This window comes from Sphingomonas sp. MA1305 (assembly GCF_016107325.1).
Lineage (GTDB): Bacteria > Pseudomonadota > Alphaproteobacteria > Sphingomonadales > Sphingomonadaceae > Sphingomonas.
In genome coordinates, this window is record NZ_RCVT01000007.1 from 51,449 (window position 1) to 77,637 (window position 26,189).

The following is a 26,189-nucleotide window of genomic DNA, read 5'->3' on the forward strand; positions in this document are numbered from 1 at the left end:
GCGACACGGTAGAAGATGGCTGCCATCCGAGGCCATTGGAACGGACCGTCAGCGGCGACTTGAAGATGCATATGGGCGAAGCGATCATCAAAGCACTTCGCATGGCAGGCATCATGGGTTGGGGAATCCTGTGGGCGCTGATCTTCGGCTTTCTCATTTCCGCGGTGATTCAGGCGGTCGTCAGCCATAAGGAAATGGCCAAGCTGCTGCCTGACGATCGGGCGGGCACGATCATCAAGGCGTCCGCGCTCGGCGCAGCATCCTCCTCCTGCTCCTACGCCGCGGTCGCGATCGCGCGTTCGATGGTCCGCAAGGACGCGAACTTCACTGCGGCAATGGCTTTCCAGTTCGCCTCGACCAACCTCGTGCTGGAGCTGGGCTTGATCCTCGCGATCTTGCTGGGATGGCGGTTTACCGCGGGCACCTGGGCGGGCGGCCTTGTCATGATCGTGATGATGGTCGCGCTGATGCGGGTCTTCTTCCGGCGTCGGATGGTCGAGCAAGCCAAAAAGCAGGCGGACAAGGGCGTTGCGGGCAAGATGGAAGGCCACGCCGCGATGGACATGAGCGTCGAGGGCGGATCGCTGCGCGATCGTCTGTTTTCGGCCAAAGGGCTGACCGCGACCGCGCATTATTACTGGATGGATTGGGCATCGCTGTGGTTCGACATCGCGCTCGGCCTGCTGATCGCCGGCGCCGTGGCGGCGTGGGTGCCGCAAACCTTCTGGGCCAGCATATTCGCAGCCGACAATCCGACACTCGCCAAGATCGTCGGCCCGCTGATCGGCCCGCTGATCGCGGTGGTGACGTTCGTCTGCTCGGTCGGCAACGTGCCGCTGGCAGCGGTGCTCTGGAATGGCGGAGCGAGCTTCGGCGGTGTGATCGCGTTCATCTTCGGCGATCTGATCGTCATCCCCATTTTGAATATCTATCGTCGCTATTACGGGTTGAAAGCCGCGGCAGTACTCGCCCTGATATTCTATGCGGCAATGGTCGGCGCCGCCTATGTCGTCGAGTTCGTGTTCGGATTTGCTGGATTGGTCCCGGCTACGCGCTCGGCCCAACTCATGAGCGAGGGCGTGAGCTGGAACTATACGACCTGGCTCAACATCATCGGCCTTGTCCTATCCGCGATGCTGCTCTGGCGCTTCCTCGCAACCGGCGGCCCGGACATGCTGCGCATGATGAAAGGCGGCCAAAACCAACAATCCGACCAGCATCACCATCACCACGGAGCTTCGTCGCAAGGATGAAGCGATAGGAAGGAAGACTGAAATGCGCACTCTAATTATATCGTCCGCCGTAATGCTCGCCGCGACGCCCGCTCTTGCGCAACAAGGCGGCATGCAGGGAATGGATCATAGCCAAATGGGCGGGATGAACCACGCCGATATGGGCAAGATGATGGCCGGCAATCCCTACGCTCAGGCCGAAATGGACATGCATCAGAAGATGATGGCAGCAAAAGAGGGCGACGCGGCCGAAATGTGGACCCGCAAGATGATCGAGCATCACCGCGGCGCCATCGCCATGTCGCGCGTTGCGGTGCGCGATGCCAAGGACGCGCAGACCCGCGAGATGGCGCAGATGACGATCACCAAGCAGGAAAAGGATATTGCCGAGCTGCAAGCGTGGCTCCGCAAGCACGGCAAGCGCCCGCAGTAAGGGAGCGCTGCCCCCGCCCTGCCGATCCTCCTATTCCCCGGCAGGGCGGGGATTCCAGGAAGTCAGGCTTCCTCGATGGCACTTTCATTGACACGTAACGCTGACCGGCTGACAATATTCGCGTGTTGAAGACCCGCCTTTCCCTGTTGCTCCTGATGGGAGCACTCCTCGGCCTGTTCGGTCAGGGGATGGCGTATGCGTCCGGGCCCGCATTCACGCCGAAGGTGGCCGCCACTCATGCGATGCCCAGCGGCATGGATTGCCCGGACATGGCATCCGCGCACAAGCGTTCGCCCGAGCGTCCCTGCAAAGGGCTGACGCTCGCGTGTATCGCGCAGATGGGATGCGTCGTCCCGATGACCTTCGACCCGGAACGGCCGATCGCAGAGCGCGCGCGCGTTGCGCAGCTCGCCGCTACATGGCCGCCGGCCCCGATGTTCGCCGGGCGTGAGGTCGCGCCCGAGCCGGAGCCGCCCACCGTCTGATCGACCCGAGTTAGGGTTCTGACGCCTGTTGCCCTCGTGGCGGCCGGCGCAACCCGATCGTGGCCTCGACCAGAACGGAAAACCAACATGAAGCTATTCGTCGTGGCGGCATTGTCCGCCATCGCCAGCGCCGCGCACGCGGGGCCGCTGACCTATGACCAGGCGCTCCGCCAAGCGCTCGCCAATTCGCCGGGTGCCGCGGCCACGCGCGCGGGGATCGACGCTGCCGGTGCCGACGCCCGCGCGGCGGGCAGTCTTCCCGACCCGCGCCTGTCGGTCGGACTCGACAACTACCCCATCTCTGGGCCGCCCGCCTTCACCTTGGGCGGCGACAATATGACGATGGCACGTATCGGCGTGCAGCAGGACATCCCCAATCTGGCGAAGCGTCACGCGGCTCAGGCACAGGCGCGCGCCGCGATCACGACCGCCGAAGCTGCGCAAGCGTCCCGGCTTCGCCGGATACGCCTCGGCGCGGGCGTCGCGTGGATCGAGCTGGCCTATGCCCAACGCCGTCTTGCGGCGATGGATCGCGTTCTGACGACGCTTCATACCCTCCCGACCACAGCTCGCAGCGCGGTCGCGTCGGGATCGGCTCGCCCGGCCCAGACCCTGGCGGTAGATCAGTCCATTGCCGCTCTGGAGGATCGCAGGGACACGCTCGTCGCCGACGTCGGGCGGGCGCGGGCGATGCTGGCGCGCTGGACCGGCGTGCCGGCCCCCGAGGCGACCGGCGACGTGCCCGCGCCCGACCTCGTGCCGGCCCGGCTGCGCGCCGCCTTGGTGCGCCACCCCGATATCCAGACTGCCGATGCCAGCGTGGGGCGGATGCAGGCTGACGTGGACGCCGCCCGCGCTGACAAGCGCCCGGATTGGGGGTTCGACGTTGCCTACCAGCGTCGCGATCCGCGCTACGGCGATATGGTCTCGGCCGGCGTGACGATGAGTTTGCCGCTGTTCACGCGCACCCGGCAAGATCCGCGGATCGCTGCCCGACAGGCGGCAGCCTCGCAGGCCGAAGCCGAGCGGGAAGATACGCGCCGGGCGCTGGCGGCCGACCTCGAGGCGGGACTTGCCGATCACGTGATGCATCACGCGCAGTGGATGCGGGCGCGTGACGTGCTCCTGCCGCTCGCGCGGCAGCGCTCCGAACTGGACACCGCCAGCTATTCGGCGGGGCGTGCGGGCCTGCTCGACGTGATCGAAACCAAGACGGCGCTGGCCGACGCCGAGCTGACCGCGCTCGACCGCGAGGCCGACGTGGCGCGCGACGCGGTACGCCTTACCATCACCTATGGGAGCGAGGACCGATGAGCAGCATCGCCATCACACGACCGCGTCTGCTCGGTGCCGCGGCCCTACTCGCCGTCGTCGCCGGCGGCGCAGGGTTCGGGATCGCCAGACTTGGCACGGCCCCCGCGGCCGACGACGCCGTGTCGCCGACCGCGCAGAAGAAGATCCTCTACTGGTACGATCCGATGATCCCCGCCGAGCGGCACGACGGGCCGGGTCTCTCGTCGATGGGGATGAAGCTGATCCCCCGCTATGCCGACGAGGGCGGAGGCGGCAGCGCTGCTCCGGGCGTCACGATCGATGCGGTCGGCCTCCAGCGGCTCGGCGCGCGGATCGTCGCGGCCGAACGCGGATCACTGTCTGATACAGCCGCAGCGACCGGCAGCATCGAGTTCAACGACCGCAACGTCGCGATCGTGCAGGCGCGCAGCGCCGGGTTCGTCCAGCGTGTCTATGCGCGCGCGCCGGGCGACGTCGTGCCGGCCGGCGCGCCGCTCGCCGATATTCTGGTGCCCGAATGGGCGGGCGCACAGGCGGAATATCTTGCCGTTCGGCGGAGCGGCGATGCCGCGCTCGCGCGCGCCGCCCGGCAGCGCCTGCTGCTGCTGGGAATGCCGGCCGGGCTTGTCGCGTCGGCCGAGCGTAGCGGCCGGACAAAAGGCGTGACGATGATCAGCACGCCGGTTGGCGGGGTCATCAAGACGCTCGGCGTCCGGCAGGGCATGACAGTCTCGCAGGGGCAGACACTGGCGGAGGTGAACGGGCTCGACACCGTGTGGTTGAATGCCGCCGTCCCCGAGGCCATCGCCGGCAAGCTCCGTATCGGCACGACCGTCACCGCCACGCTGCCAGCTTTTCCGGGCGAAAGCTTCAGGGGCCGGATCGCCGCGATCTTGCCGCAGGCCGACGCCGCGAGCCGCACGCTGACGATCCGCGTCGAGCTGTCCAATCGGGGCGGCCGTTTGCGCCCCGGCATGTTCGCCAGCGTGGCGCTCGATCAGGGGAGCCGCGATGCGCTCCTCATTCCCAGCGAGGCCGTCATCCGGACCGGCCGGCGCACGCTCGTCATGCTGGCAGGGCCGGGCGGGCGGTTCAGACCGGCCGAGGTCCGCATCGGTGCGGAAGGTGGCGGAAAGACCGAGATCGTCGCCGGCCTGTCCGAAGGCGAGAAGGTCGTCGCGTCGGGCCAGTTCCTGATCGATTCCGAAGCAAGCCTTGCCGGTCTCGACGCGCGGCCGATCGGAGGCGAAACGCGGCTCACGACAAAGCCGGCGCCGAAGTCCGCCACGCCGATCTACGAGACGGTCGGCAGCATCGAGGCGATCGACCGCAGCGGCGTCACCCTGTCCCACCAGCCCGTTCCGGCGATCGGCTGGCCCGCTATGACGATGACCTTCCGCGTTGCCGATCCCGCGCTGGTGCGCGGGTATCGCAAGGGCGACCGGGTCCGCTTCGGCTTCGATCAACCCGCAGACGGGCCGACGCTGCGCCGCATGACGCGCGAGGCCGGCCGATGATCGCAACCATCATCCGCTGGTCGGTCGCGAACCGTTTCCTCGTCGTGCTGGCGGCCGTCGCGCTTGCCATCGCCGGGGTGTTCGCAATGCGCGCGACCCCCGTCGATGCGCTCCCCGACCTGTCCGACACACAGGTCATCATCCGCACGAGCTGGCCGGGCCAAGCCCCTCAGATCGTCGAGAACCAGGTGACGTATCCGCTCACCACGACGATGCTGTCCGTGCCCGGCGCGAAGACCGTGCGCGGCTATTCGTTCTTCGGCGACAGCTATGTCTACGTCCTTTTCGAGGATGGCACCGACCTCTATTGGGCGCGCTCGCGCGTGCTCGAGTATCTGAGCCAGGTGCAGGGACGTCTTCCCCAGGGCGCGCAGGCCGCGCTCGGTCCCGATGCGACGGGGGTCGGCTGGGTCTATGAATATGCCCTGGTCGATCGCACCGGACGCCACGACCTGTCGCAACTCCGATCCTTGCAGGACTGGTTCCTGCGCTACGAGCTGAAGACACTGCCCGGCGTCGCCGAGGTGGCGAGCATCGGCGGGATGGTGAAGGAATATCAGGTGCTGCTCGACCCGACGCGGCTCGCCGCGTTCGGCGTCACCCACACCCAGGCCGTCGATGCCATTCGTCGCGCCAATCAGGAGGCCGGCGGGTCCGTTCTCGAGCTGGGCGAAGCCGAATATATGGTCCGGGCGTCCGGCTACCTGCGCAGCGTCGACGATTTCCGCGCGATCCCGCTCAAGGTCGCCGGTGCCGGCGTGCCCGTCACCTTGGGCGACGTCGCCTCGATCCAGATCGGCCCCGAGATGCGCCGCGGCATCGCCGAGCTGAACGGCGAGGGCGAGGTCGCGGGCGGCGTCGTCATCCTGCGCCAGGGCAAGAACGCACGCCAGACGATCGAGGCTGTCAGGACCAAGCTGGCGGAATTGAAGGGGAGCCTTCCTCCCGGCGTCGAGATCGTCACCACTTATGACCGCTCGCAGTTGATCGACCGTGCGGTGGAGAACCTGTCGGGCAAGCTGATCGAGGAGTTCGTCGTCGTCGCGATCATCTGCGGGCTGTTCCTGTGGCACGTCCGATCGGCGCTGGTCGCGATCGTCACCCTGCCCTTGGGCGTGCTGGCGGCCCTGCTCGTCATGCGCGTGCAGGGGGTGAACGCCAACATTATGTCGCTAGGCGGCATCGCCATCGCGATCGGCGCGATGGTCGATGCCGCGATCGTGATGATCGAAAACGCGCACAAGCGGATCGAACGATGGGAGCACGAGCACCCGGATACCGCCCTGGCAGGCGAGGAACGCTGGCGCGTCATTACCGAGGCCGCAGCCGAGGTTGGGCCGGCGCTGTTTTTCAGCCTCGTCATCATCACCCTGTCGTTCGTGCCGGTCTTCACGCTCGAAGCGCAGGAGGGACGGCTGTTCGCCCCGCTCGCCTTCACCAAGAGCTATGCGATGGCGGCAGCGGCGATCCTGTCGGTGACGCTCGTGCCGGTCCTGATGGGATGGCTGATCCGGGGACGCATCCCGGCCGAGAACGACAATCTCCTCAACCGCGCGCTCACCCGCGCTTACCGTCCCGCGCTCGACCGCGTGCTGGCGCGACCGTGGGCGGCGATCGGCATCGCCGCCCTGGTGCTGGCGACGACGGCATGGCCGCTGACGCGGCTTGGCGGCGAGTTCATCCCGACGATGGACGAGGGCGACCTGCTCTACATGCCGTCCGCGCTGCCCGGGCTTTCGGCCGCGAGCGCATCGGCGCTGCTCCAGCGTACCGATCGGCTGATTAAGACCGTGCCCGAGGTCGCGACCGTGTTCGGCAAGGCCGGGCGCGCGGAGACCGCGACCGACCCCGCCCCGCTCGAGATGTTCGAGACGACCATCCAGTTCAAACCGCGCGATCAGTGGCGCGTCGGAATGACGCCGGCGAAGCTGGTCGAGGAGCTGGATCGCACGGTGCGCGTGCCGGGCCTTACAAATGTCTGGGTGCCTCCGATCCGCAACCGCATCGACATGCTGGCCACCGGCATCAAGAGCCCGATCGGGGTAAAGGTGTCGGGGTCCAATCTCGCCGAGATGGACCGGATCGCCGCCAGCATCGAGCGCGTCGCCAGAACCGTGCCGGGTGTCAGTTCGGCATTGGCCGAGCGGCTGACCGGAGGCCGCTATGTCGATGTCGACATCGATCGGGCGACCGCGGGGCGCTATGGCCTCAATATCGCCGATGTGCAGGAGATCGTGTCGGGCGCGATTGGGGGCGAGACGATCGGCCAGACGGTCGAGGGCCTCGCCCGCTACCCGATCAGCGTACGCTACCCGCGCGAGCTGCGCGACAGCCTGGAGGGATTGCGGACCCTCCCGATCGTGACCGCATCGGGCCAGCAGATCACGCTCGGCACCGTCGCATCGGTGTCGATCGCGGAAGGTCCGCCGATGCTCAAGACCGAGAACGGCCGGCCCTCGACCTGGGTCTATGTCGATGTACGTGGGCGCGATCTGGCCTCCACGGTCGCGGACCTGCGCCGTGCGGTCGCCAAGGATGTTCGGCTCAGCCCGGGCGTGTCGATCGCCTATTCCGGGCAGTTCGAGTATCTGCAACGCGCCGAGGCGCGGCTGATGCTCGTCGTGCCGGCGACGCTCGCCATCATCTTCCTCCTGCTCTACCTCACCTTCGGACGGCTCGACGAGGCGGCGCTTATCATGGGCACGCTGCCCTTCGCGCTGACCGGCGGGATCTGGACACTTTGGCTGCTCGGTTATGCGCAGTCGGTCGCGACCGGCGTCGGATTCATCGCGCTCGCCGGCGTATCGGCGGAGTTCGGCGTCGTTATGCTGATCTACCTCAAACACGCGCTGGCCGACCGAGGGCCATCGCCGTCGGCGGATGAGGTGTCGGAGGCGATCCGGGAAGGCGCGCTGTTGCGGGTGCGGCCCAAGGCGATGACCGTCGCGGTGATCGTCGCCGGGTTGTTCCCCGTACTGATCGGCCATGGTGCGGGGTCGGAAGTGATGAGTCGGATCGCGGCCCCGATGATCGGTGGAATGCTGACCGCACCGCTCCTGTCCATGTTCATCCTGCCCGCCGCCTACATGCTGTTGCGGCGCCGAACACTTACCCACCCCGAAAGGAAAACATCATGAAGCTGACACACTCCATGCGCGCCGCGTCGATCCTGCTGCTCGTGCCGATCGCGACGGGTGCCTTCGCGCAAGCCGGCAAGCCGTCCGCGGCTGTGGTGAAGACCGGAAACGGCATGGGCGCGATCACCGCCGTCGATGCGAAAGGTGGAACCGTGACCATCAAGCATGGCCCGATCCCAAGCATCGGCTGGCCCGCCATGACCATGACCTTCAAGGCAGCTCCCCCGGCCCTGCTCAAGGGATTACGGTCGGGACAGCGGGTCGCGTTCACCGCCAGGGCGAAGGGCATGGCGGCCGAGGTCACGGCGATCAGCCCGCATTGACGATGCGGGCGGCTCCTCGCGTCAGTGCGCCATCGACAGCGCGGATGGGGCGGCGATCATCCATAGCGCCATCGCGACCATCATCAGGTTCTCGGTGAGCGAGATGAAGCCGAGCGGCACGTTGCTGTCGCCGCCCACGCAGGCGCATTTCAGTTCGCGCTTGTCGATATAGACGGCCTTGAACACCGACACCGCGCCGATCGTGCCGATGACGAGCGCGACGGGCACCGAGAGCCAGGTGAGCGCGCCAGCGGCCATCAGCACGCCCGCCCCGCCTTCCGCGAACGGGTAGATGTAGGAATAGGGCACCCAGCGCTTGGCGAGCAGATCATAGTTCAGAAACATGCTCGAAAAACTCTCCACGTTCTGGAGCTTGAGCATGGCGAGCACGCACATCGAAAAGGCGATGAACCATTCGCCGGCGCGAACCGTGAAGGGCGTGCCGAGCACCGCATAGCTGGCGGCAAGCGCCATCAAGGCCGTCATCGCAAACACGGCGATCACCGGCCGATAGGTGACGGCCTTGGGATCGCGCACCGTCTTGCCGAAGAAGCGACGCAGATCGTCATAGCCGCCCACCCGCTCGCCGGCGATGAAGGTCTGCGGGGTCGTCTTGACCCCGTGCTTCGCTTTGAAGGCGTCGGTTTCCTCCCGCGTGCGGAGCCAATGGTCGTCGACCTCGTAGCCCTCTCGGCGCAACAGGTCCTTCGCCTTCAACCCATAAGGACACGTGTGTTCCGGCATCACCATCCGGTAGATCGTCGCCTGCTTGGCGGGTGCGCTCGCCATGTCGCTTCTCCAATTCGTCTGCCTAGCCTATATGGGGTACGTACCATAGTCCGGAGTCAAGGCATGGCGGGCATGACGATCGCAGGGCTGGCGCGCGAAGGTGGCGTGGGTGTCGAAACCGTGCGCTATTACCAGCGGCGCGGGCTTCTCGACGAGCCCGATCGGCCGAGCGGGTCCGGCACCGGTGGCGGTATCCGACGCTATGGTGCCGATGATGTGCGGCGGCTCCGCTTTATCCGTTCGGCACAGGCAGCCGGATTCACGCTCGAGCAGATCGGGGAGCTGCTGGCGCTGGATGCGACCAACGATCGTGCCCGTGCGCGGCAGCTCGCCATCGACCAAGTCGCGGCGCTGGATGCGAAGATCGATGATCTCGAGCGGGTGCGCGCCTCGCTTCACCGACTGGCGGCAGAGTGCGGTTCAGGATCGAAAGGCCCTTGCCCCATTTTGACTGCGTTCGACAATAACTGAACAGGATGGGACCATCATAGCGTCCGCGCTGCAGGACTCCGGTGCTCTGCCGAGATGCCTAAAATGAGCGTAAGCGTTGGTAGCACGAACAGAGTGCGCAACGTCGCCGAGATCAGCCCACCAATCACAACGGTCGCGAGCGGCTTCTGGACTTTCGCGCCAGCCCATGTGCGACGGCGTCGTCGAGCGTCAGCACCGGTCTCGATGGTACGGTTTGCGCCGCAACCGGTGACAGGCAGAGCAACAGAGTAGCGCCGGCAGCAGCGCGTGATGGTGGCACTTCATGCGGGTTCGTTCATCTCGGTAAGGGCGCCGCGCGTGATGTCCCAGGCAGAGTGCAGGAACAGCAGCGCGATCACGCCGGCCACGGCGAGGTCCGGCCATGCTCTCCCCGTCCACGCCACCAGCCCGGCCGCGGCGATCACCGCGATGTTGGCGAGCGCATCGTTGCGGCTGAAGAGCCAGATCGCCCTGACATTTGCGTCGCCCTCACGAAAACGGGCTAGGACAAGGGCAGCGCTAACGTTGATGACCAGTGCTACGACCCCGATTCCGCCCATCAGATCGGCTTCCGGAGCCACAGCGGTCATGGCGCGCCAAATCGCAAAAGCGATCACGCCCAAGCCCAATGCACCGAGGAACAAGCCCTGAGCGAGAGCTACCCGGGATCGGGCAGCGGCGGTCCAGCCCAGCGCGATGAGCCCGAAAAGCGAGATCGTACCGTCCCCGATGAAGTCGAGGGCGTCAGCCTTCAGCGCTTGGCTGTCGGCTACAAACCCGCCGACGATCTCCATTAAGCCGAAGCCAAGGTTCAGCAACACGACGATCCACAGCGCGCGCCGGTAGGCAGGGTCGTGCTCGGCCCGCTTCGAGTCCCCCGTGCAACCGCACGAGGAGGATTCACTTCCGGTCATACCTGCCCCCTACAATCTACAGCCACTGTAGCAGTAAGAACAAACGTCACAAATCTGGAAGCACCGCCAAACACGTTACTCGGCCGGCGCAAGATCACGTGCCTCGGTGCCCTCGCGACGATTGATCGAGAAGCCAACGGCGATCGCAACTGCCATAAGGAGCTGGGCGGTAATGGACTGCCATGTGGGGAACACGCCGAGCATCGACAGCCGGGGCGCTTCGGCAATCGGCGCGATGTTGATGATGCCAGCCTCCTGAAGTGCTGCCACACCTTTGCCGGCGAGAACCACCGTCAAACCTGCCATCAGCCATGAGCTATAGGCAAAGAACTTCGCGATTGGGATCTGCCGGCTATAGCGCAGCATCGCCCAAGCAATCACGCCGAGAACCCCGACAGCCGTTCCGGCGCCAGCGAGCAGCGCACCGCCATTACCTTGGGTCCACAAGGCTGCGTAGAATAGGATTGTCTCGAAAACCTCCCGATAGACTACGACGAACGCGAGCCCGAACAGAAACCAGGCAGAGCGACCCGACAAGGCGTGGGTCATCTTCGCCCGGATGTAGCGCTGCCATTGGTCGGCTTGCGCCTTGCCGTGCATCCATATGCCGACCGAGAGCAGGACCACGGCGGCGAACAGCGATCCGAAGCCTTCCGTCAGCTCCCGGCTCGCACCGCTTATGCCGATCGCATAGGTCGCAACGACCCAGGTCAAAAGGCCGGCAGCAAGAGCCCCCACCCAGCCGCCGTGAACGTATGGAAGCGCTTCCGACCGGTCCGCCTTACGCAGGAACGCGATCATGGCGACCACGATCAGCAGCGCTTCCATTCCCTCGCGCAGCAGGATCGTGAAAGCACCAAGGAAAGTCGAAGCATTGCTAGAGGCGTTGGGAGCCAGCGCGGCCTCGGCATCGTCGAACAGGCTGTTGAGAACGAGAACCCGGTTCGCCAAATCGTCAGGAGCGGCGCCTTGATCGACCGCGGCGCGATACTCACCCATCGCGCCTTCGATCCTGGCGAGCAGCGTGGCGTCGCGGGCACCCAGCGTCGGCTCGACCGGCTCAAAACCGTCCAGGTACGCCGACAGCGCCATTCCCTTCGCAGCAGCGCTATCACCTTTGCGAGCCGCATCAAGGCTCGCCGCCAACTTCTGACGAACGAGCGACAGCGACGCCGGAGCCTGTTCGATCACGGCTTCCGGGTGGCGGCGTAGATAAGCCATGGCCGCCCGCGCCCGCTGCTCACCCAATTTGCCAGCGAGGGAGGCTGGCGTGAGGCCTACAAGGGCCTTGAGGTCCGGGATTTGGTCGCGCAGCGCCGGATCGGCTTTCCAGAGGCGCTCGCCGAGCCGCGCCTGTTCGTCGCTGAAGGCAAAGCTGCCGGCGCGGAATGCCAGCGCCCATCGATCCTGGCTCGGCAGATCGGCGAAGCTCTGCATCGCCGTTCCGTCGATACCTTGGCTGATCACTTGATAGAGCGCGAACACGCTGCGCTGACGGGCGCGATCGGCATCGGTAAACGCGATCGGGGGCGTGGTCAGCTTCGCCGCACTAGGGCCATGCCCATCTCCAGTAGCACCGTGGCAAGCGGCGCAAGTCGAACCGAACAAAGCTTCGCCACGTGCAAAGCTCGGGGGAGCGGTCGGGGCGAGCGGCACGGGGTAAGCTTGCAGCAGATCAGCCGCGAGCCCGTGTGCCAACGCGGAGACCTCCTGGGGCGACCTCTGGCGGACGATCAGGCCTTGCAAGCGTGCCGCACCCGAGATCAACGCCGCTCGCTCGGGCTTGATCGGCAGAGCCGCAAGACGTGAGGAAACGGAGCCTGCAAACTCCTTCATCTCGGCATATTCGGACGCGCTCTTGATACGGCCGCGATCGACGGCCCCCTCGTAATCAACGGCAACATAGTCGAGCAGTCGCCAGGCAGTTTGCACATCGTTCGGGTCGGCCGCGGGCGCGGCGCGCAACGTGGAAATGGGCACAATGAGCCCGAGTAGGATCAGGAGCGCGACAACGATCAGCCGCACCGGGGCGGCGTGGATCGCGCGGTCAAAAGGCGCGCCGTCGACGTTGAAATGGCGAAGATACACGGGAAACATGCCGGCTCTCTACAACCTCCAGCCACTATAGAAGCAAGCGATTTGAGAGCCGCTCGCAGTAGCGCCGCATCGAGTGGTGGCTTCAGTAGTAGTCAGCAAGCGTGAGCATGCGCGTTGTGCCGTCTGCGAGCCTAAGCGCTATCCGGTCTCCGGCGCGGCCATAGCGCCACTGCCAGAGCCGGCCGCGGATGTAGGATCTGTCGATCGCAATGCCGTTCACCGCCACGATCCGCTCGCCAATCAACCATCCCGCCCTTGCCGCCGGGCTGCTGATCGCCACGTGAATGACCGCAAGATCTGTCGGGGAGGCCACGAGGCCGAGGCCACTTCGATCCTTCAGCATCGGCAGACGCGCTTGAAGCCGTGCCGGTCGCAACCACAGGCGTCCGAGGGCGACGTCCAGCACAATATTAAACTGCCCCAGCAGCGGCATCCCGATGTTGCCCACCGTGCTCGCCGAGGCCCATCGATCCAGGGCGAGGGCCGGGACTGCCTCTGTCAACAGCCCGCCCAGGCTCACCTTGTCGGCAGTGAACGTCTTGACGATCTGCACACCCTCGACCCCGCCCAGCGCTGCGGTTGAGTGAGGCCGGTCGGCGAGCGAGCGGTGCGCATCGAGATAGGCAGAGGACAACATCAGTGCAGATGAGCTGCCGGTATCGAGCATCAGCAGTATCGGCCCAGAGCCATTCACCGACGCGCGGAGGAGGAGTTCCTGTCTGGCACCCCGCTCGAGCGGGAGCATCGTCCATCCTTCTCCACCGAGGAAGCTCCCATTCTTTCCGAATGCGAACTGTTTTCTCTCAAAATTCAGGACAACGCAGCCGCCGACAAGCACGTCGGCTCCGAGCATCATGTCGATCGGTCTTCCATATGCCGCAGAGATCGCGGCGAGATCAGCAACGATGGCAAAAGACAGAACATGGGCTTCGCCGGCCAGCGTCACCTCGACATTGCGAACCAATTCAACTGCGGCCCGGCTGCTAAGGCCGGATATTGTTCGAGGTTCGAGGCCCACCATACCGAGTTTTGCGGCAAGCGGGCGGCTGATGATCGAGGCCCCGCTTCCAGTGTCGAGCACTGCCTCAATGTCGGCGCCCGCGACCTTCGTCGGGACAAGCAGGGTGTCGCCTGTTCCCACTTCCAAAGGATGCCAGCTTGGAGGTTCGACGAAGCCGGGCCAGTACGATCCGGATCGAGGCCCCCTGCTCACAGCAGCGGTAGAGATGCTGGCCCCGAGAAGCCCGCTGCCGAGCTGCTTCAACACCCTTCGACGGCTTAAATACCCCGCCGCGGCTCCGTCCACGCGGTCCACTTAATCCTTCCCACCCCGGCCCCGTTGCCGGAATGGAGGTGCTGCTACATGCTACAGTCGCTAGAGGATCAAGCCGTATAATCGGGCCTTACGCAACAGGTCGCGCGATAGCCTGGATGACCCGGCATTCCGCCATCGTCTTGGCGCAACAGCCTGCCGCGCTCATTGAGGCAAGTTCATCCCGCAGCGCACCGAGCTGGCGAAGCCGCTCCTCGACGTCAGCAAGGTGGCGCGACGCGATGTCAGTCGCTTCCGAACAGTCGCGCTCAGGTTGGTCGGCGAGCGCCAGCAACGAGCGGATCTCATCGATCGAGAACCCGAGCCGTCGGGCATTGCGAATGAAATTGAGACGATCGACGTCCGGGAGACCATAGGTGCGCCGCCCCGACGCGGTACGAGCGGGCCGGCCGAGCAGTTCGATTTCTTCATAGAACCGTATGGTTGTGACTTTGGTCGCGGTAGCGCTTGCCAATTCACCGATCTGCATCGAGACTTCCTTCCGCACCGATGACATCCTGTTCCGGTGCCGGAAGATGCCGGTACAGGGTCGGAACCGAGACGCCGATCGCCGGCGCAATCTCCCGCATCGGCATCCCGGAGGCCACTAGCTTGCGAGCCGCCTCGAGTCGTTTGGGGGTCATCACCGTTTTCCGGCCGCCGACCCTGCCCTCACGCCGGGCGACCATCAGCGCAGCCGTCGTGCGCTCCCTATTAAGATCGCGCTCCATTTCCGCCATCGCAGCCATGATGTGGAAGACGAGCTTGCCAGCAGTGCCGGCCGTGTCGATCCCGTCCGTCAACGATCGGAGGCCAATGCCGCGCTCCGCCAAGTCAGCGGCGAGATCGACCAGGCCCTTCATCGTCCGACCGAGACGATCGAGTTTCCAGACCACCAGCACATCGCCCGCTCGGGCGTGCGAAAGCGCGTCGGCCAACCCTATGCGGTTCGCCTTGGCGCCGCTTGCCTTGTCGCTGAACGTCCGCTCACATCCTGCCTCGCGCAGTGCGTCGAGTTGAGGTGTCAGATCCTGTTCGGGGGTCGAGACCCTGGCGTAGCCGATCAGCATGACGCATTCTCAAAACTCATCCCGCGCCCCTAGCACGGGCCTCAGCAATCGAGAATGTGTTTTGATACGCCCGCCACCCCTGCTAAGCGTTCTCACATGGTGGCGCATCAAAATCGATCGTGGCTGTTGAAAAAGTCCTACTGAAGGCTGCCGATCGTCTGTCGAAATCGCCTTTTTAGATTATGCGAGAGGTTTGCTTATCCGGTTCCACCTGAGACATCAGGAGCCACCTTGGGGTCGGGATCCTGTGCCTTGCCGGTTGCGGGTGCCGCTTTCTGGCTCGGCATAGCGGTGAGATAAGCAACGATCGCGTCAACGTCCTTCTCGGCCACCGGCGCCTTGTACACCTCACGCATCTTGGTGACGGTCGCCTTCCACTGGTCCGCCGATAGCGCAGGCTGAGTTAGCGCCATGCTGGCCGAGTGGCACGAAGTGCAGTTGGCGTTGATGACGTCGGCGTGCGGACCATCGGGGTAGGTAGCGTCATCGACCGGCAGGTCGACGCTGGTCGAGGCGAGCGAAAAGCCGCGGGCTGAGACGCTGGTGGGCGGTGCCGGCTCGGATTTCTCGGAGATCGGGGCAGGCGCCTTGCGGCTGCTCGGCGCCCCGATCGAGACGAGGATAATGCCGGTCAGGCCGATCAGGCCAGCGGCCATGATGCCGGGAGACGGGGTCTTCATGCTACTCGCTCCTCAGGCCGCGATGATGGTGGTGGTCTCGATATTGCCGCGCATGAACCCGCCCGGGTTCCAGATCGGCTTCATCGGCTGGGCGACACCGTTGGTGTTCCAGCAGCGCACCATGATCGGGTTGGCACCGCGTCGCAGCGGCACGCGACCATCCCACCGACGGAAGCTGTACCTGCCCTCGTCCGCTCCGAGCGTCGTCCTGTACCAGGTGCGGCCTCCGTCCGACGACACATCGACCTTGGCGACGCCGCAATCGCCGCCCATTGCGATGCCGCCGACCGGGATCGACGCTTCATAGGCGATCGCCTGACCATCGGGCAGGCTGGTCATCCAGCTACGCGGGATCATGCGATTGATCGGTACGGTCGGGAAGTCCTTGGCACCGGGCGCGACATTCGCGCCGGGTGTCGCGGGGATCTTGTAGGCCTTGGCCATCCAATACTGGTCGTCAGGGCCGGGCAGTACCTCGATCGCGTTCAGCATCTTGACCCAATAGGTCGAGTACCAGCCCGGCACGATCAGCCGGCAGGGAAAGCCGTTGAGGAGCGGCAGTTGCTCGCCGTTCATGCCGAAGGCGATCATGACCTCGCCGTCGCGGGCATGGTCGATGTCGAGTGCCTTCTCGAAGTCAGGAGCGCCCGCCACGACCGGCTGATCGAGGGCGCCGAAGCGCACCTGCACCGCGCCTGCCTTGACCCCGGCGAGGTCGAGCACGTCGCGCAGGCGAACGCCGAGCCACTTGGCGTTGCCCATCGCGCCATTGCCCCATTGCGCGCCGGCGACGCGCGGCTGGAACAGCCCGCGGCTGTTGCCCGAGCACTGGTTCACCGCCGCCATCTCGACCCGTGGAAGGCGCAGCAGCTGAGCGAGGCTGATCGACAGCGGCCGATTGACGTGGCCGAAGACGTTGAGGCGGAAACTTTCGACGTCGATCGAGGTCGGTATGTCGGCCCAGTGCCAGCGGACGAAGAACTGGTCGTTGGGCGTGAACACCGACTTGTCGAAGACCTCCATCGGCGTCTCCAGCAAGGGTGGATGGACGCGCTGGAGGATCATGCTGCCCTTGCCGGGAAAGGCGCTGGTCATCGGCCGCTCGGCATTGCCGCCGGGCAGCTTCAGGTCGACGAGCTGCTGCGCCAGTGCCGGCGCGGCGGCAAGGCCGGCGGTGCCGAGCGCGGCATGGCTGAGGAAGCGGCGACGGCTGGTCTCACTCGCCAGCCCGGCGTCGAAATTGTCCATGACAAGGCTCTCCTGTGGCCAGTCACGCTGGCGGATCAAAGGGGCATTCTGCAAGTGATCGGACCGACTGATCCGATCATCATGGCGGATCAGTTCGGGGTGGCGATGCAGGGCGAGACGAACAGGTTGCCGCGCCATGCGCCGGCCAGCGTCTTGGCGCCGACGAGCAGCCACATCGCCGCAAGCGCGACTGTCAGCACCGTGCCGACGAAACCGAAGAAACCGAGGTTCAGCGTCGTGCCTAGGCGGAAGGTGGCGACGGTGTAGACGCCGAGCGGAAAGGTATAGCCCCACCAGCCCAGGTTGAACGGGACGCCGGCGCGCCAGTAGCGGATGGTGATGAGCGTCGCGAGCGCCAGCCACCACAGGCCGAAGCCCCACAGGCAGAGTCCGGCCACAACGCCGATCCCTTCCGCGACGGTACCGACACCGGCCAGCCCGTGCGCCGCGAGGATCGCCGGCGCGTCCGCCCCGAGCACCAGCATGCCCAGAGCACCCGTGCCGATCGGTCCCAGCGCCAGCCAGGAGGACGCCGCCATGCTCTCATGCGGCAGCTTGTGGAGCGCCATGCGCAGGATCAGGATGGCGAGGATGCCGAACGCGACCGGCACCGAATAGGCCCACAGCACGTAGGAAGTGGCGAGCATCGCGATCTGCGCGTGGGGATCGGTCAGATGCGGCGCGAGCAGCCCGCCGCTGGCGCCCGCCACTTCGGCAGCGACGACCGGCAGCAGCCATACCGCGGTCATGCCGTCCAGGCTGTGCTCGTGACGGGTGAACATCATGTACGGGATCAGGACGCCACAGGCGAGCGACATGGCGACGTCGATCCACCACAGGACGTGTGCGACCGGTACGATGCCATTCCCGAACCGTGCGATGCCGAAAGCGAGGCAGCCGTTGATGATCGTCGCGAGGCCCATCGGGATGGTGCCGATGAACATCGACACGGTGTTATGCCCGAAGATGCGCCGCGCCTCGTGCCCGAACATCGCCCAGCGCGCACCATAAAGGCCGGCGAACAGCGCGAAGAGTGCGATATTGAAGAACCACAACACCTCGCCGACGGGTTTAAGCGAAGGCCCGATGCCGGGCACCTGCGGCAGCGCGAGGGCAAGGATGCCCGTGCCCATCGTCGCGGCGAACCAGTTGGGCGTGAACTGACGGATCATCTCGCGGGGATGATCGAGCCGGCTGAGCGGCTTGAGGCCGCTGAGAACGGAGTGCGTGTCGGCAGTCATGCGACCTGCTCCTTGATGAGGTCCGTCAGCGCGTCGGCCGCGCGGGTGCGATAGCGTTCCTTGTGGCGCAGCGCGTGAAAGGCGCGGTCGGGCAGCCCGAGCGGCAGCTCGACAAGGTCACCGGCCTTGAGCGCGCGCGCGACGACCAATCGCGACAAGACGGCAACGCCGGCACCCGCCTCGACGGCGGTGCGCACCGCCTCGTTGGACGGCAGCGTCATCGCTATCGTCAGCTGGGCCGGATCAAACCCGCGCGTTCGCAGCACGTCCTCGAAGGTCGAGCGCGTACCCGATCCCAGCTCACGGACGATCCAGCGTTCAGTGCGCAGCCAGGCCTCGTCGACACGTTCGGCGTCCTCGCGGCCGACCAGCACCATCGGATCACGCCCGACGTTCCAGTGGGCGAGTGCCGGTTCGTCCACCTCGCCCTCGACAAAGCCGAGTTCCGCCGCGCCGCTCAGCACCTGCGCTGCCGCGCCTTCGGTGTTGTCGATCGCGAGCTCAACCGCGATCTGCGGGTGGCGTTCGTGGAAGGCGGCGAGCTTTGCCGGCAACCAGTAGCTCGCGATCGTCTGGCTAGCGACGATCCGCAACGAACCACGCGCAAGCCCGGCATAGTCCGCGAGCATCGTCTCGGCATGCGCTGCCCGCCCCAGCACCGCGCGCGCTTCCTCCAGAAAGCCGCGGCCCACCTCGGTCAGCTGGATGCCACGCCCGACGCGGTGGAACAGCGGAACGCCGTAGCGCGCTTCGAGGGCCGCAACCGCGCCGGAGGCAGCGGACTGCGTGACGTTCAGCGCCTCCGCTGCCTTGGTGACGTGTTCGCGCTCCGCGACACCGACGAATATTCTGAGCTGCTCCAAAGTCATGCAGCATATATCGCGTACTTAGATCGATACGACCAACCGTTTGATATGGTCATTCCAATCTGGATATCGGAATGGTCGGCAGCCTTTCGTCTGCGATGGTCTCGAAGACTTGAAGCGTTACGCGTGCCCGCGACGTTTGATCGTCCATGACCGATATGATCGAGCGCAGTTCTGATCCCTACAATGCCGAGCCGACGCCCGGTGCGTTGATCGAGCGGTTTCTGACGCCGCAGGCGCTGTTCTACGTGCGCAGCCACGGGCCGGTGCCGGATCTGCCCGCCAATCATCGGATCGAGGTGAGCGGGAGGGGCATGGCGAGCCGCTTCTTCTCGGTGCAGGAACTGAAGAGCACGTTTGCCACGCGCACGGTAACGGCGGTTCTCCAGTGCGCCGGCAACCGGCGTACCGATCTCCAGCAGGTCGCCAACACCTCCGGCGATCCGTGGGACGTAGGCGCGATCGGCAATGCGGAGTGGACCGGCGTACGCTTGGCCGATGTGCTCGATGCGGTCGGCGCGCCGGATGCGTCCGAGCTGTTCGTGGCGTTCACCGGCGCGGACGAGGTGGACGTGGAGGGTGAAGAAGCCTTGTTCGGGGTATCGATCGCCATGAGCAAGGCGCGGGAGCCCGACGTACTCCTCGCCTGGGCGATGAATGGCGAGCCGCTGACGCCCGAACATGGCGCCCCGCTCCGCATGGTGGTGCCTGGCTATGCCGGGGTCCGCAGCGCCAAATGGCTGACACGGATCGAGGTGCGTGAAACGCCCTCCGAGGCACCGATCCAGGCGCACGACTACAAGCTCTTCCCCGCCGCTGTGACGAGCGACACCGTCGACTGGAGCCAGGGTCTGACGATCAATGCCATGCCGCTCAACGCCGCGATCTGCTCGCCCGGTGCGGGCGAGAGTTTGGCCGCCGGAGAGGTGCGGATTGAGGGATATGCCATTGCCTATGACCGCCGTATTTCTCGGATCGAAGTGTCGGTGAACGGCGGTCGCGACTGGCAACAGGCGACCTTCGCCGATGATCCGGAGACGCGCTGGGGCTGGCGGCGCTGGATCCTTGACGCCACACTTGCCAAGGGACGCCAGCACCTTGTCGCCCGTGCCTTCGACGAGACCGGGCAGGGACAGCCCGAGCGGCCGGATACGATGTGGAATTTCGCCGGCTATCTGTGCACCGCCTGGCATCACGTTCACGTGCTGGTCGAATGATCGAAGCATCAGCGGCACCGGACGTCGCTTTCTGGATCGATGCGATTGGCCGGCTGGTGGTGGCGACCGCGGCCGGGATGGTGCTCGGCTGGGAACGCTCGCGTGAGAACCGGCAGATCATGGGCCTGCGGACGCTGGGTCTGGTCGGTCTGGCGAGTTGCATCGCCGTTCAGGCGATCGTGCATAGTGGCTTGCCGAACGTGAACGCCGATGCCGCAGGACGGGCGATGCAGGGCATTCTGTCCGGCGTCGGCTTCATCGGTGCCGGCGCGGTGCTGCGGGTCGGTCAGGGTCAGGAAGTGCATGGACTGGCGACCGCCGCGTGCATCTGGGTCACCGCCACCATCGGCGCGGCAGCAGGGTTGGCGGTGTGGCCGCTCATCATCGGCGGGTTGAGCCTTGCGATGCTCGTACTGTTCGTGGGCGCTCCGCTCGAACGCCGCATCCGCGAGCGGGCCAGGCTGACGCCAGCCGAGGCCGACAGGAAGGACGCCGAACGAAAGCCGTGATCGCGCTGGACAGCCCGGTGCCTGTCGGCGCCGGGAAGCGGCAAGGCGCTATCAGGACACCAGCGCGGCACCTGCCTGGCGCCGGACTTCATCGGCGATCGGATGCAGCTCGGCCGCGGGGCGCTCGCCCACCACACTGTAGCCGATCCCGTCGACCGCCCATGTGATCCGGCCCATGGTCCCGCTGGACGTACTGGTCATGCTCGCGGTCTTGTCGATCTGCATGGGCCTCGTCAGCACCGCGAGTTTCGACGCTTGTGGTCCATCGTAGAGAAGCAGCGCCGCAGGGCCGTGGGGTGTCGCGACCAGTCGCCCTCCGCCATAGCGGTAACCGGCTGTGCTGAGGTCCGGGATGGTCACGCGCTCACCCAGTCGGGCGGAGGTCCACCGGATCAGCATGGCGCGCTGGTCGGGGCCGATTTCCGCCGGTCGTATCCGGTCGGCGGCATAGACACGGAAATTGTCACTCGCCTCGTTGGCCAGCGCCGCGATGCCCGCGCGAGGTTCGCCGCTCCACCGCGCGCTCGACCAGCCCCCGCCAAACCCGACCGCCACGAGAAGCGACGCGGCGATGGCGAGTTGCCAACGCGGTTGGCGTTGCCGTCCCCTGATGGCTGCGACGCGCATCGTCGCCGGGATCGGTTCATCCGCGATGGGAGCGAACAGCGATGCAAGGGCTCGCGCCTGCTCCGCCTGCTCCCGCAAACGGGCATGCACATCCGGCTGGCCTTCAAGGTAAGCGTCGACCAGGCGCTGCCGCTCGGGCGACAGCCTGCCATCGATCCACGCGGCCAGATCGTCCTCGCCGATCGGGCTGGTCATTGCACGCTCCTCAATCGCGGCCGTTCACCCTCCCGGAGGAGCGTCGCCAGACGGTCGCGCCCCCGCGATATGCGCGACATCACCGTGCCCAGCGGCACCCCGACGACGGCAGCGACCTCCGCATAGGGTAGCCCCTCAACCGAGACGAGGAGCAGCACCGTTCGCTGTTCCTCAGGCAACGCATCAAGCGCGTGCAGCAGGTCGCGGTGGTGCAGGCCTGTATCCTGATCGGCCGGGCGGCCGAGCGCAGCGTCGTCCACGAGGTGGAGCGGAACCGCCGTGCCTCGCCGGTTATGCTGCCGCTGATGGTCGACCAACAGGTTGTGCAGGATCGTATAGACCCACGGGCGCACCTCCACGCCGCGTCGCTGTCGCCAGCGCCCGACTGCGCGCTCGAGGCAATCCTGCACCACGTCATCCGCCATCGCCCGATCGCGCAACCACGATCGGGCATAGCGGCGCAGGCCGGGGATCAGAGGTTCGATCGCGGCGGCAAGCGGGTCCATCTCAGTCGCGCTGCACCTGCACGATGCGACCCGGCGCGCCGTTCACCACCTCCGCGACAGCCAGAAAGCGCCGGGGCGCCGCGGTGCTGCCCTGAACGATCTGCCGGATCGGCCCCGATGCGTTGACGATCGCCGCACCTGCCGGGTTGCTCATGAAGTTCGCAAGCGGCTCTACCGCACCGCTGCCGTCCGCGTTGGCGGTCAGCACGAGCATGTAAGGCTTTTTGGGCTGCAAACCGGTAACGGCACTTTGCACGACCTGGATGATGCCCTGGTCGAAGAGGGTGATGCTGCTTGCCGCACCATTGCCGCCAACCGGCCCCATGGTCAGATGCACCGCCTTGCCGGCCGTACCGAGCGGTTGGAGATTGTCGGTGCCGGGGCCTGTCGGGACAGCGTTCGGCACATAGGCGATCGCCTGCGGTGCCTGTCCGACCGGCACGGTGGCGACCACCTTGTTGCCTGTGGTGTCGATTGCGGCGAGTTCATCGGCATTCTCCAGCCCGACATAGATGCGCCGGCCGTCGCCCGATGGCCAGACGCCGTGCGGCATCTTGCCGACCGGGATGGTGGCGACGGGCGCGAAATCGGACGTGCGGAACACCTTCACCGCGTTTTCCCCGCCTACCGTGACGTACGCGAACTGTCCCCTGACCGTGCGGGCGAAGTTGACGTGATTGGTGATCGGCCCGGTATCCAGCACCTTGAGGATTGCGAAGGGTGGCCTGGCATCGAATGCGACCGTCTTGCCGATGTCCTTCAGCGTGAACCACACCTGCTTGCCGTCCGGCGTCGCGGCGATGTTGGGACAGAATGGGCTCGGCTGTGCCACCTGTCCGACCTGCGCGTGGGTTGCGACATCGAACACGGCCAGCACCGGATTGAACGACGAACAGACATAGCCGTATCGGCCATCGGGCGAGAAGATCGTCATACCCGGACCACCGGGCGTCTTGATGCGCCCGGTTTCCTTGTACGTCGTAGGGTCGAGCACGGCGATATAGTCCTCGCCGCGGACGGTGACCCAGACTTCCTTGCCGTTCGGTGTAAAGAACGCCTCGTGCGGACTGCGCCCGACATAAGTCGTATGCTTGACGGTGTTGGTGGCGGTGTCGATCCACGACACGGCGTTCGATGCGATCGACACGACCGCGAGGGTCTTCCCGTCCGGCGAGAAGCCGAGTCCGTGAACCAGCACCTGCCCCTTGTAGAGCGGTGAAAAATTCATCGGCTGCGGATCGCCAAGCTTGATGACGCCGAGCAGCCGGTTGTCGGCCGGGTCCGTCACCGACACCGTGTTGGAGAATTGTTCGGATGCATAGACGCGGTCGCGGTGGCTGACAGGCACGTCCCTGGCGTTCCACGGCGCCTGCTGGGCCATGGCGATGCCCGGTGCGGCGCTTATCAGCAAGGCGGCCGAGCGCAGGATGGTCCGGATCATGTCAGTGCTCCATATGGCTGTGGTGGTCACCGCCCTGCGTCGGGGCTGGCGTCGAAGGGGGTAGCGGCTGACCGATCGCCAGCTTCATGGCGGCGATCTCCTGCTGCTGATCGATGATGATCTCCTGTGCGATGCGCTTGAGCTGCTCGTTATGACCGTAGCGCAGCTCCGCCACCGCCATATCGATGGCGCCCTGATGGTGCGGAAGCATCATCGCGACGAAGTCGCGGTCGACGTCGCCGGACGGCTTGACCATCATGCCCGCCATCATCCGGTCCATCGCGGCAGACACCATGCTGGCGTAGCCATCGGCAGGGGCGGCCGCGGCTGCGCCGGTGAGCAGGGCTAAAGCAGTCAGACCCAGCATCCAGTTTCGTCTATGCATAAGCCTCCGGCGCATCGGTCTCGAAAGCGTAGACGATGCTCGTCGGGGTTTATTCCATGGGCGAGCCAATTATTTATCTTCACCAAAACAACGGTCTCATCGTGACCCTGCCGTGGTTGACCAGGTCGCCGTCGGACAGCATATGCTCGGGCACGGCGATGGATTTCCGCCGGGCCATTCGGCCGAACCGCCCTCGCAAGGGCCGATGATTCCTACCAGGCGCCGCAAGGCAGCAAGGAGGAATCGTGCACGCGACGTTTCGCAATCTCTACGACCAGTTCAACATGGCAGCGTTCATTCGCGAGCGCCGCACCCATGCCATGTCGGTGCTGCGGTGGACTTTGATTCTGGTCCCGATGGCCGCAGCGGTGGGAACGCTCTGCGCGGCCTTCTTGTGGAGCCTCGATGCCGTAACCCGGCTTCGCTATGCCTTTCCCTGGCTGCTCTACCTGCTGCCGATCGGCGGGTTCTTGGTCGGACTGCTCTACCATCTGACAGGGCGTTCGGTCGAAGGCGGCAACAACCTCATCGTCGAGCAAATCCACGAACCGGGGGGCGGTGTGCCGCTGCGCATGGCCCCGCTCATCCTCTTCGGCACGGTCGTGACGCACCTGTTCGGGGGATCGGCGGGGCGTGAAGGCACCGCCGTGCAATTGGGCGGCAGTCTTTCCAGCGGGTTTGGGCGCGCCCTCAAGCTGGATGCGGAAGCGACACGCACCCTCCTTATGACCGGAATCGCGGCGGGCTTCGGCGCGGTCTTCGGGACGCCGATCGCGGGCGCGGTCTTTGCACTGGAGGTGCTGGCGATCGGCCGGGTCGAGTATCGCGCGCTAGTACCGTGCCTAGTCGCGGCACTGGTGGGTGACTGGACCTGTCTTGCCTGGGGCATTCATCACGGCGCCTACCATGTCGATGCGATGGTGCCGGTCGACGCGTTGCTCGTCGCCAAAGCCGGCGTCGCGGGCGTTGTATTCGGATTGGTCGGGCTGGCCTTTGCAGAGGCCAACCATGCGCTCGGCGGATGGCTGAAGCGCGTGATACCCTATGGCCCACTACGACCCGCTATCGGTGGTGTCGCCGTGATCGCGCTGGTCTGGCTATTTGGCACGCGAGACTATCTCGGCCTGGGCACGCTGGCGGCAACGCCGGGCGACCTGACCATTGCCAGCTTTTTCGGCCCCGATACGCACCCGTGGAGCTGGGCGCTGAAGCTGCTCTTTACCGTCGTTACCCTGAGCGCTGGCTTCAAGGGCGGAGAGGTGACGCCGCTGTTCTTCATTGGCGCGGCGCTCGGCAATGCGCTCGCGCCCATGTTCGGAGTGCCGACAGGGGTTTTCGCGGCGATCGGTTTCGTCGCGCTGTTCGCGGGCGCGGCCAACACGCCGCTGGCTTGCACGTTCATGGGGATCGAGCTGTTCGGCGCGGCCTATGCGGTGCCGATCGCAGTCGCGTGCTTCGTCGCCTATCTCTGCTCAGGCCACAACGGCATCTACCTGTCGCAGCGCGTCGCCGTGCTTAAGGTGCCTGCCGCACACCTCACACCCGACGCCACCCTGCGCGATGCCCGCACGCGCCGCGCTTCTCGCCGGCGCGCGCGCGCCTGATCCCGCTTCCTGTCGAAAGCTCTACCATGCCCGACCTTTTCACCGTTCAGCACCGCGAAGTCGGGATGCTGCGCATCTATCTGAAGCCGTCCGACAAGATCGGCCCGCGTCGCTTCTGGGGGGCAAAGCCGCTCTATCGCGAGCTGATTCGCACCGCGAAGGCGGACGGCATCATCAACGCCGTCGCGCAAAATACCCATTACGGCTTCAGCAATCACGAACCGATCCGGGAGAACGGCTCGGAAATTGCCGATCCGCATCTGACGATCTGTGTTGAACTGGTCGGTGATCGCGATCAGCTCGACCTTTTCTGTCGCCGTCATGGCGATCTGCTCGGCGACAAGGTGATCGTCTACAACTAACTGGAGCATTGGACGATCACGCGCCAAACTGAGCGAGCCAGAGCTTGATCGGCGTTCCCGGTTGGGAAACGACCAACGACATGGCCAAGGCTTCCCCGCAAGGATGGTATTTCGGGAATTGACGTTGCTGCATTGCAGCGACATATATCTCTTCAAGGCGATGGATTTCCGCCGGGTCGTCTGACCGAACCGCCCTAGCAAGGGCCGATGATTCCTACTTGGCGCCGCAAGGCAG

The 26,189-nt window shown here is 65.6% G+C and carries 26 protein-coding genes, 1 pseudogene and 2 riboswitches; of the genes and pseudogenes, 12 read left to right on the top strand and 15 right to left on the bottom strand.

The window, feature by feature from the left end:
- Positions 1 to 35: 35 nt before the first annotated feature.
- The 7 genes from D9601_RS18560 (at position 36) to D9601_RS18590 (ending at position 8,420) form a co-directional block, all read left to right on the top strand.
- The gene (locus D9601_RS18560) at positions 36 to 1,253 is read left to right on the top strand and encodes a permease (RefSeq protein WP_198355563.1); all 1,218 of its coding nucleotides are present in this window, start codon (positions 36 to 38) and stop codon (positions 1,251 to 1,253) included.
- Positions 1,254 to 1,305: 52 nt separating this feature from the next.
- Positions 1,306 to 1,665 (top strand): DUF305 domain-containing protein, encoded by a 360-nt coding sequence (locus D9601_RS18565; protein ID WP_232474403.1) that lies wholly within the window; start codon positions 1,306 to 1,308, stop codon positions 1,663 to 1,665.
- A gap of 125 nt (positions 1,666 to 1,790) precedes the next feature.
- Positions 1,791 to 2,150, top strand: a complete 360-nt coding sequence (locus tag D9601_RS18570) for a hypothetical protein (RefSeq protein WP_198355565.1) — start codon at positions 1,791 to 1,793, stop codon at positions 2,148 to 2,150.
- 87 nt (positions 2,151 to 2,237) lie between these two features.
- A complete protein-coding gene (locus D9601_RS18575) occupies positions 2,238 to 3,464 on the top strand; it encodes a TolC family protein (RefSeq protein WP_198355600.1) in 1,227 nt (408 codons plus the stop codon).
- Positions 3,461 to 4,960 (top strand): efflux RND transporter periplasmic adaptor subunit, encoded by a 1,500-nt coding sequence (locus tag D9601_RS18580; protein WP_198355566.1) that lies wholly within the window; start codon positions 3,461 to 3,463, stop codon positions 4,958 to 4,960. The genes D9601_RS18575 and D9601_RS18580 overlap by 4 nt, the downstream gene beginning before the upstream one ends.
- Complete coding sequence (locus D9601_RS18585) at positions 4,957 to 8,097, top strand: efflux RND transporter permease subunit (RefSeq protein WP_198355567.1); 3,141 nt, start codon at positions 4,957 to 4,959, stop codon at positions 8,095 to 8,097. The genes D9601_RS18580 and D9601_RS18585 overlap by 4 nt, the downstream gene beginning before the upstream one ends.
- Entirely contained in the window at positions 8,094 to 8,420 is a 327-nt protein-coding gene (locus tag D9601_RS18590) for a copper-binding protein (protein ID WP_198355568.1), read from the top strand. The genes D9601_RS18585 and D9601_RS18590 overlap by 4 nt, the downstream gene beginning before the upstream one ends.
- Positions 8,421 to 8,441: 21 nt before the next feature.
- Here the strand turns inward: D9601_RS18590 and D9601_RS18595 are convergent, their stop codons facing one another.
- A complete protein-coding gene (locus tag D9601_RS18595; protein WP_198355569.1) occupies positions 8,442 to 9,209 on the bottom strand; it encodes a glutaredoxin family protein in 768 nt (255 codons plus the stop codon).
- Positions 9,210 to 9,281: 72 nt separating this feature from the next.
- Between D9601_RS18595 and D9601_RS18600 the strand changes: the two genes are divergently transcribed.
- A complete protein-coding gene (locus D9601_RS18600; protein ID WP_443024776.1) occupies positions 9,282 to 9,680 on the top strand; it encodes a MerR family transcriptional regulator in 399 nt (132 codons plus the stop codon).
- Between the two features lie 14 nt (positions 9,681 to 9,694).
- Here the strand turns inward: D9601_RS18600 and D9601_RS20245 are convergent.
- From D9601_RS20245 to D9601_RS18650, 10 genes and pseudogenes are all read right to left on the bottom strand, one after another.
- A pseudogene (locus tag D9601_RS20245) lies at positions 9,695 to 9,844 on the bottom strand (efflux RND transporter permease subunit); the annotation flags it as partial.
- 117 nt (positions 9,845 to 9,961) lie between these two features.
- Positions 9,962 to 10,594, bottom strand: a complete 633-nt coding sequence (locus D9601_RS18610; RefSeq protein ID WP_198355572.1) for a cation transporter — start codon at positions 10,592 to 10,594, stop codon at positions 9,962 to 9,964.
- 75 nt (positions 10,595 to 10,669) lie between these two features.
- Complete coding sequence (locus D9601_RS18615; RefSeq protein WP_232474404.1) at positions 10,670 to 12,691, bottom strand: cytochrome c/FTR1 family iron permease; 2,022 nt, start codon at positions 12,689 to 12,691, stop codon at positions 10,670 to 10,672.
- An 82-nt stretch (positions 12,692 to 12,773) separates the two neighbouring features.
- A complete protein-coding gene (locus tag D9601_RS18620; protein WP_332838054.1) occupies positions 12,774 to 13,958 on the bottom strand; it encodes an aspartyl protease family protein in 1,185 nt (394 codons plus the stop codon).
- 136 nt (positions 13,959 to 14,094) lie between these two features.
- On the bottom strand, positions 14,095 to 14,493 hold the full coding sequence (locus D9601_RS18625; RefSeq protein WP_198355573.1) for a MerR family transcriptional regulator: 399 nt from the start codon (positions 14,491 to 14,493) through the stop codon (positions 14,095 to 14,097).
- Entirely contained in the window at positions 14,480 to 15,073 is a 594-nt protein-coding gene (locus D9601_RS18630; RefSeq protein WP_198355574.1) for a recombinase family protein, read from the bottom strand. Before D9601_RS18630 ends, D9601_RS18625 begins: the two co-directional genes overlap by 14 nt.
- Positions 15,074 to 15,270: 197 nt before the next feature.
- Positions 15,271 to 15,753, bottom strand: coding sequence for a c-type cytochrome (locus tag D9601_RS18635; protein ID WP_198355575.1), 483 nt, complete (start codon positions 15,751 to 15,753; stop codon positions 15,271 to 15,273).
- Between the two features lie 12 nt (positions 15,754 to 15,765).
- Positions 15,766 to 17,001, bottom strand: coding sequence for a molybdopterin-dependent oxidoreductase (locus D9601_RS18640; RefSeq protein WP_198355576.1), 1,236 nt, complete (start codon positions 16,999 to 17,001; stop codon positions 15,766 to 15,768).
- A gap of 89 nt (positions 17,002 to 17,090) precedes the next feature.
- Positions 17,091 to 18,242 (bottom strand): TDT family transporter, encoded by a 1,152-nt coding sequence (locus D9601_RS18645; RefSeq protein WP_198355577.1) that lies wholly within the window; start codon positions 18,240 to 18,242, stop codon positions 17,091 to 17,093.
- Complete coding sequence (locus D9601_RS18650; protein WP_114688961.1) at positions 18,239 to 19,111, bottom strand: LysR family transcriptional regulator; 873 nt, start codon at positions 19,109 to 19,111, stop codon at positions 18,239 to 18,241. The genes D9601_RS18645 and D9601_RS18650 overlap by 4 nt, the downstream gene beginning before the upstream one ends.
- A 146-nt stretch (positions 19,112 to 19,257) precedes the next feature.
- Here D9601_RS18650 and D9601_RS18655 point away from each other — a divergent pair, with 146 nt between their 5' ends.
- Positions 19,258 to 20,325, top strand: coding sequence for a molybdopterin-dependent oxidoreductase (locus tag D9601_RS18655; protein ID WP_007406227.1), 1,068 nt, complete (start codon positions 19,258 to 19,260; stop codon positions 20,323 to 20,325).
- On the top strand, positions 20,322 to 20,834 hold the full coding sequence (locus D9601_RS18660) for an MgtC/SapB family protein (RefSeq protein WP_198355578.1): 513 nt from the start codon (positions 20,322 to 20,324) through the stop codon (positions 20,832 to 20,834). The genes D9601_RS18655 and D9601_RS18660 overlap by 4 nt, the downstream gene beginning before the upstream one ends.
- 51 nt (positions 20,835 to 20,885) lie before the next feature.
- Here D9601_RS18660 and D9601_RS18665 read toward each other — a convergent pair whose 3' ends face one another.
- Genes D9601_RS18665 through D9601_RS18680 form a run of 4 tightly spaced genes read right to left on the bottom strand, consistent with a single transcriptional unit; the run spans position 20,886 to position 23,970 of the window.
- Entirely contained in the window at positions 20,886 to 21,656 is a 771-nt protein-coding gene (locus D9601_RS18665) for an anti-sigma factor family protein (protein WP_063690136.1), read from the bottom strand.
- Complete coding sequence (locus D9601_RS18670; protein ID WP_188658595.1) at positions 21,653 to 22,162, bottom strand: RNA polymerase sigma factor; 510 nt, start codon at positions 22,160 to 22,162, stop codon at positions 21,653 to 21,655. The genes D9601_RS18665 and D9601_RS18670 overlap by 4 nt, the downstream gene beginning before the upstream one ends.
- Position 22,163: 1 nt before the next feature.
- On the bottom strand, positions 22,164 to 23,603 hold the full coding sequence (locus tag D9601_RS18675; RefSeq protein ID WP_063690139.1) for a beta-propeller fold lactonase family protein: 1,440 nt from the start codon (positions 23,601 to 23,603) through the stop codon (positions 22,164 to 22,166).
- Between the two features lies 1 nt (position 23,604).
- Positions 23,605 to 23,970, bottom strand: a complete 366-nt coding sequence (locus D9601_RS18680; protein ID WP_078462353.1) for a DUF305 domain-containing protein — start codon at positions 23,968 to 23,970, stop codon at positions 23,605 to 23,607.
- A gap of 163 nt (positions 23,971 to 24,133) precedes the next feature.
- A riboswitch (Fluoride riboswitch) is annotated at positions 24,134 to 24,210 on the top strand.
- Between the two features lie 23 nt (positions 24,211 to 24,233).
- Between D9601_RS18680 and D9601_RS18685 the strand changes: the two genes are divergently transcribed.
- Both D9601_RS18685 and D9601_RS18690 read left to right on the top strand, forming a co-directional pair.
- The gene (locus tag D9601_RS18685; RefSeq protein WP_063690142.1) at positions 24,234 to 25,592 is read left to right on the top strand and encodes a voltage-gated chloride channel family protein; all 1,359 of its coding nucleotides are present in this window, start codon (positions 24,234 to 24,236) and stop codon (positions 25,590 to 25,592) included.
- Positions 25,593 to 25,618: 26 nt separating this feature from the next.
- Complete coding sequence (locus D9601_RS18690) at positions 25,619 to 25,954, top strand: DUF190 domain-containing protein (protein WP_063690145.1); 336 nt, start codon at positions 25,619 to 25,621, stop codon at positions 25,952 to 25,954.
- Positions 25,955 to 26,101: 147 nt separating this feature from the next.
- Positions 26,102 to 26,178, top strand: a riboswitch (Fluoride riboswitch).
- Positions 26,179 to 26,189 lie beyond the last annotated feature (11 nt).

Coding starts and splice junctions, on each gene's coding strand:
- D9601_RS18565 (WP_232474403.1), top strand. CDS start 1,306: ATGCTCGCCGCGACGCCCGCTCTTGCGCAACAAGGCGGCATGCAGGGA.
- D9601_RS18575 (WP_198355600.1), top strand. CDS start 2,238: ATGAAGCTATTCGTCGTGGCGGCATTGTCCGCCATCGCCAGCGCCGCG.
- D9601_RS18580 (WP_198355566.1), top strand. CDS start 3,461: ATGAGCAGCATCGCCATCACACGACCGCGTCTGCTCGGTGCCGCGGCC.
- D9601_RS18585 (WP_198355567.1), top strand. CDS start 4,957: ATGATCGCAACCATCATCCGCTGGTCGGTCGCGAACCGTTTCCTCGTC.
- D9601_RS18590 (WP_198355568.1), top strand. CDS start 8,094: ATGAAGCTGACACACTCCATGCGCGCCGCGTCGATCCTGCTGCTCGTG.
- D9601_RS18595 (WP_198355569.1), bottom strand. CDS start 9,209: ATGGCGAGCGCACCCGCCAAGCAGGCGACGATCTACCGGATGGTGATG.
- D9601_RS18600 (WP_443024776.1), top strand. CDS start 9,282: ATGACGATCGCAGGGCTGGCGCGCGAAGGTGGCGTGGGTGTCGAAACC.
- D9601_RS18610 (WP_198355572.1), bottom strand. CDS start 10,594: ATGACCGGAAGTGAATCCTCCTCGTGCGGTTGCACGGGGGACTCGAAG.
- D9601_RS18615 (WP_232474404.1), bottom strand. CDS start 12,691: ATGTTTCCCGTGTATCTTCGCCATTTCAACGTCGACGGCGCGCCTTTT.
- D9601_RS18625 (WP_198355573.1), bottom strand. CDS start 14,493: ATGCAGATCGGTGAATTGGCAAGCGCTACCGCGACCAAAGTCACAACC.
- D9601_RS18630 (WP_198355574.1), bottom strand. CDS start 15,073: ATGCTGATCGGCTACGCCAGGGTCTCGACCCCCGAACAGGATCTGACA.
- D9601_RS18635 (WP_198355575.1), bottom strand. CDS start 15,753: ATGAAGACCCCGTCTCCCGGCATCATGGCCGCTGGCCTGATCGGCCTG.
- D9601_RS18640 (WP_198355576.1), bottom strand. CDS start 17,001: ATGGACAATTTCGACGCCGGGCTGGCGAGTGAGACCAGCCGTCGCCGC.
- D9601_RS18645 (WP_198355577.1), bottom strand. CDS start 18,242: ATGACTGCCGACACGCACTCCGTTCTCAGCGGCCTCAAGCCGCTCAGC.
- D9601_RS18650 (WP_114688961.1), bottom strand. CDS start 19,111: ATGACTTTGGAGCAGCTCAGAATATTCGTCGGTGTCGCGGAGCGCGAA.
- D9601_RS18655 (WP_007406227.1), top strand. CDS start 19,258: ATGACCGATATGATCGAGCGCAGTTCTGATCCCTACAATGCCGAGCCG.
- D9601_RS18660 (WP_198355578.1), top strand. CDS start 20,322: ATGATCGAAGCATCAGCGGCACCGGACGTCGCTTTCTGGATCGATGCG.
- D9601_RS18665 (WP_063690136.1), bottom strand. CDS start 21,656: ATGACCAGCCCGATCGGCGAGGACGATCTGGCCGCGTGGATCGATGGC.
- D9601_RS18670 (WP_188658595.1), bottom strand. CDS start 22,162: ATGGACCCGCTTGCCGCCGCGATCGAACCTCTGATCCCCGGCCTGCGC.
- D9601_RS18675 (WP_063690139.1), bottom strand. CDS start 23,603: ATGATCCGGACCATCCTGCGCTCGGCCGCCTTGCTGATAAGCGCCGCA.
- D9601_RS18680 (WP_078462353.1), bottom strand. CDS start 23,970: ATGCTGGGTCTGACTGCTTTAGCCCTGCTCACCGGCGCAGCCGCGGCC.
- D9601_RS18690 (WP_063690145.1), top strand. CDS start 25,619: ATGCCCGACCTTTTCACCGTTCAGCACCGCGAAGTCGGGATGCTGCGC.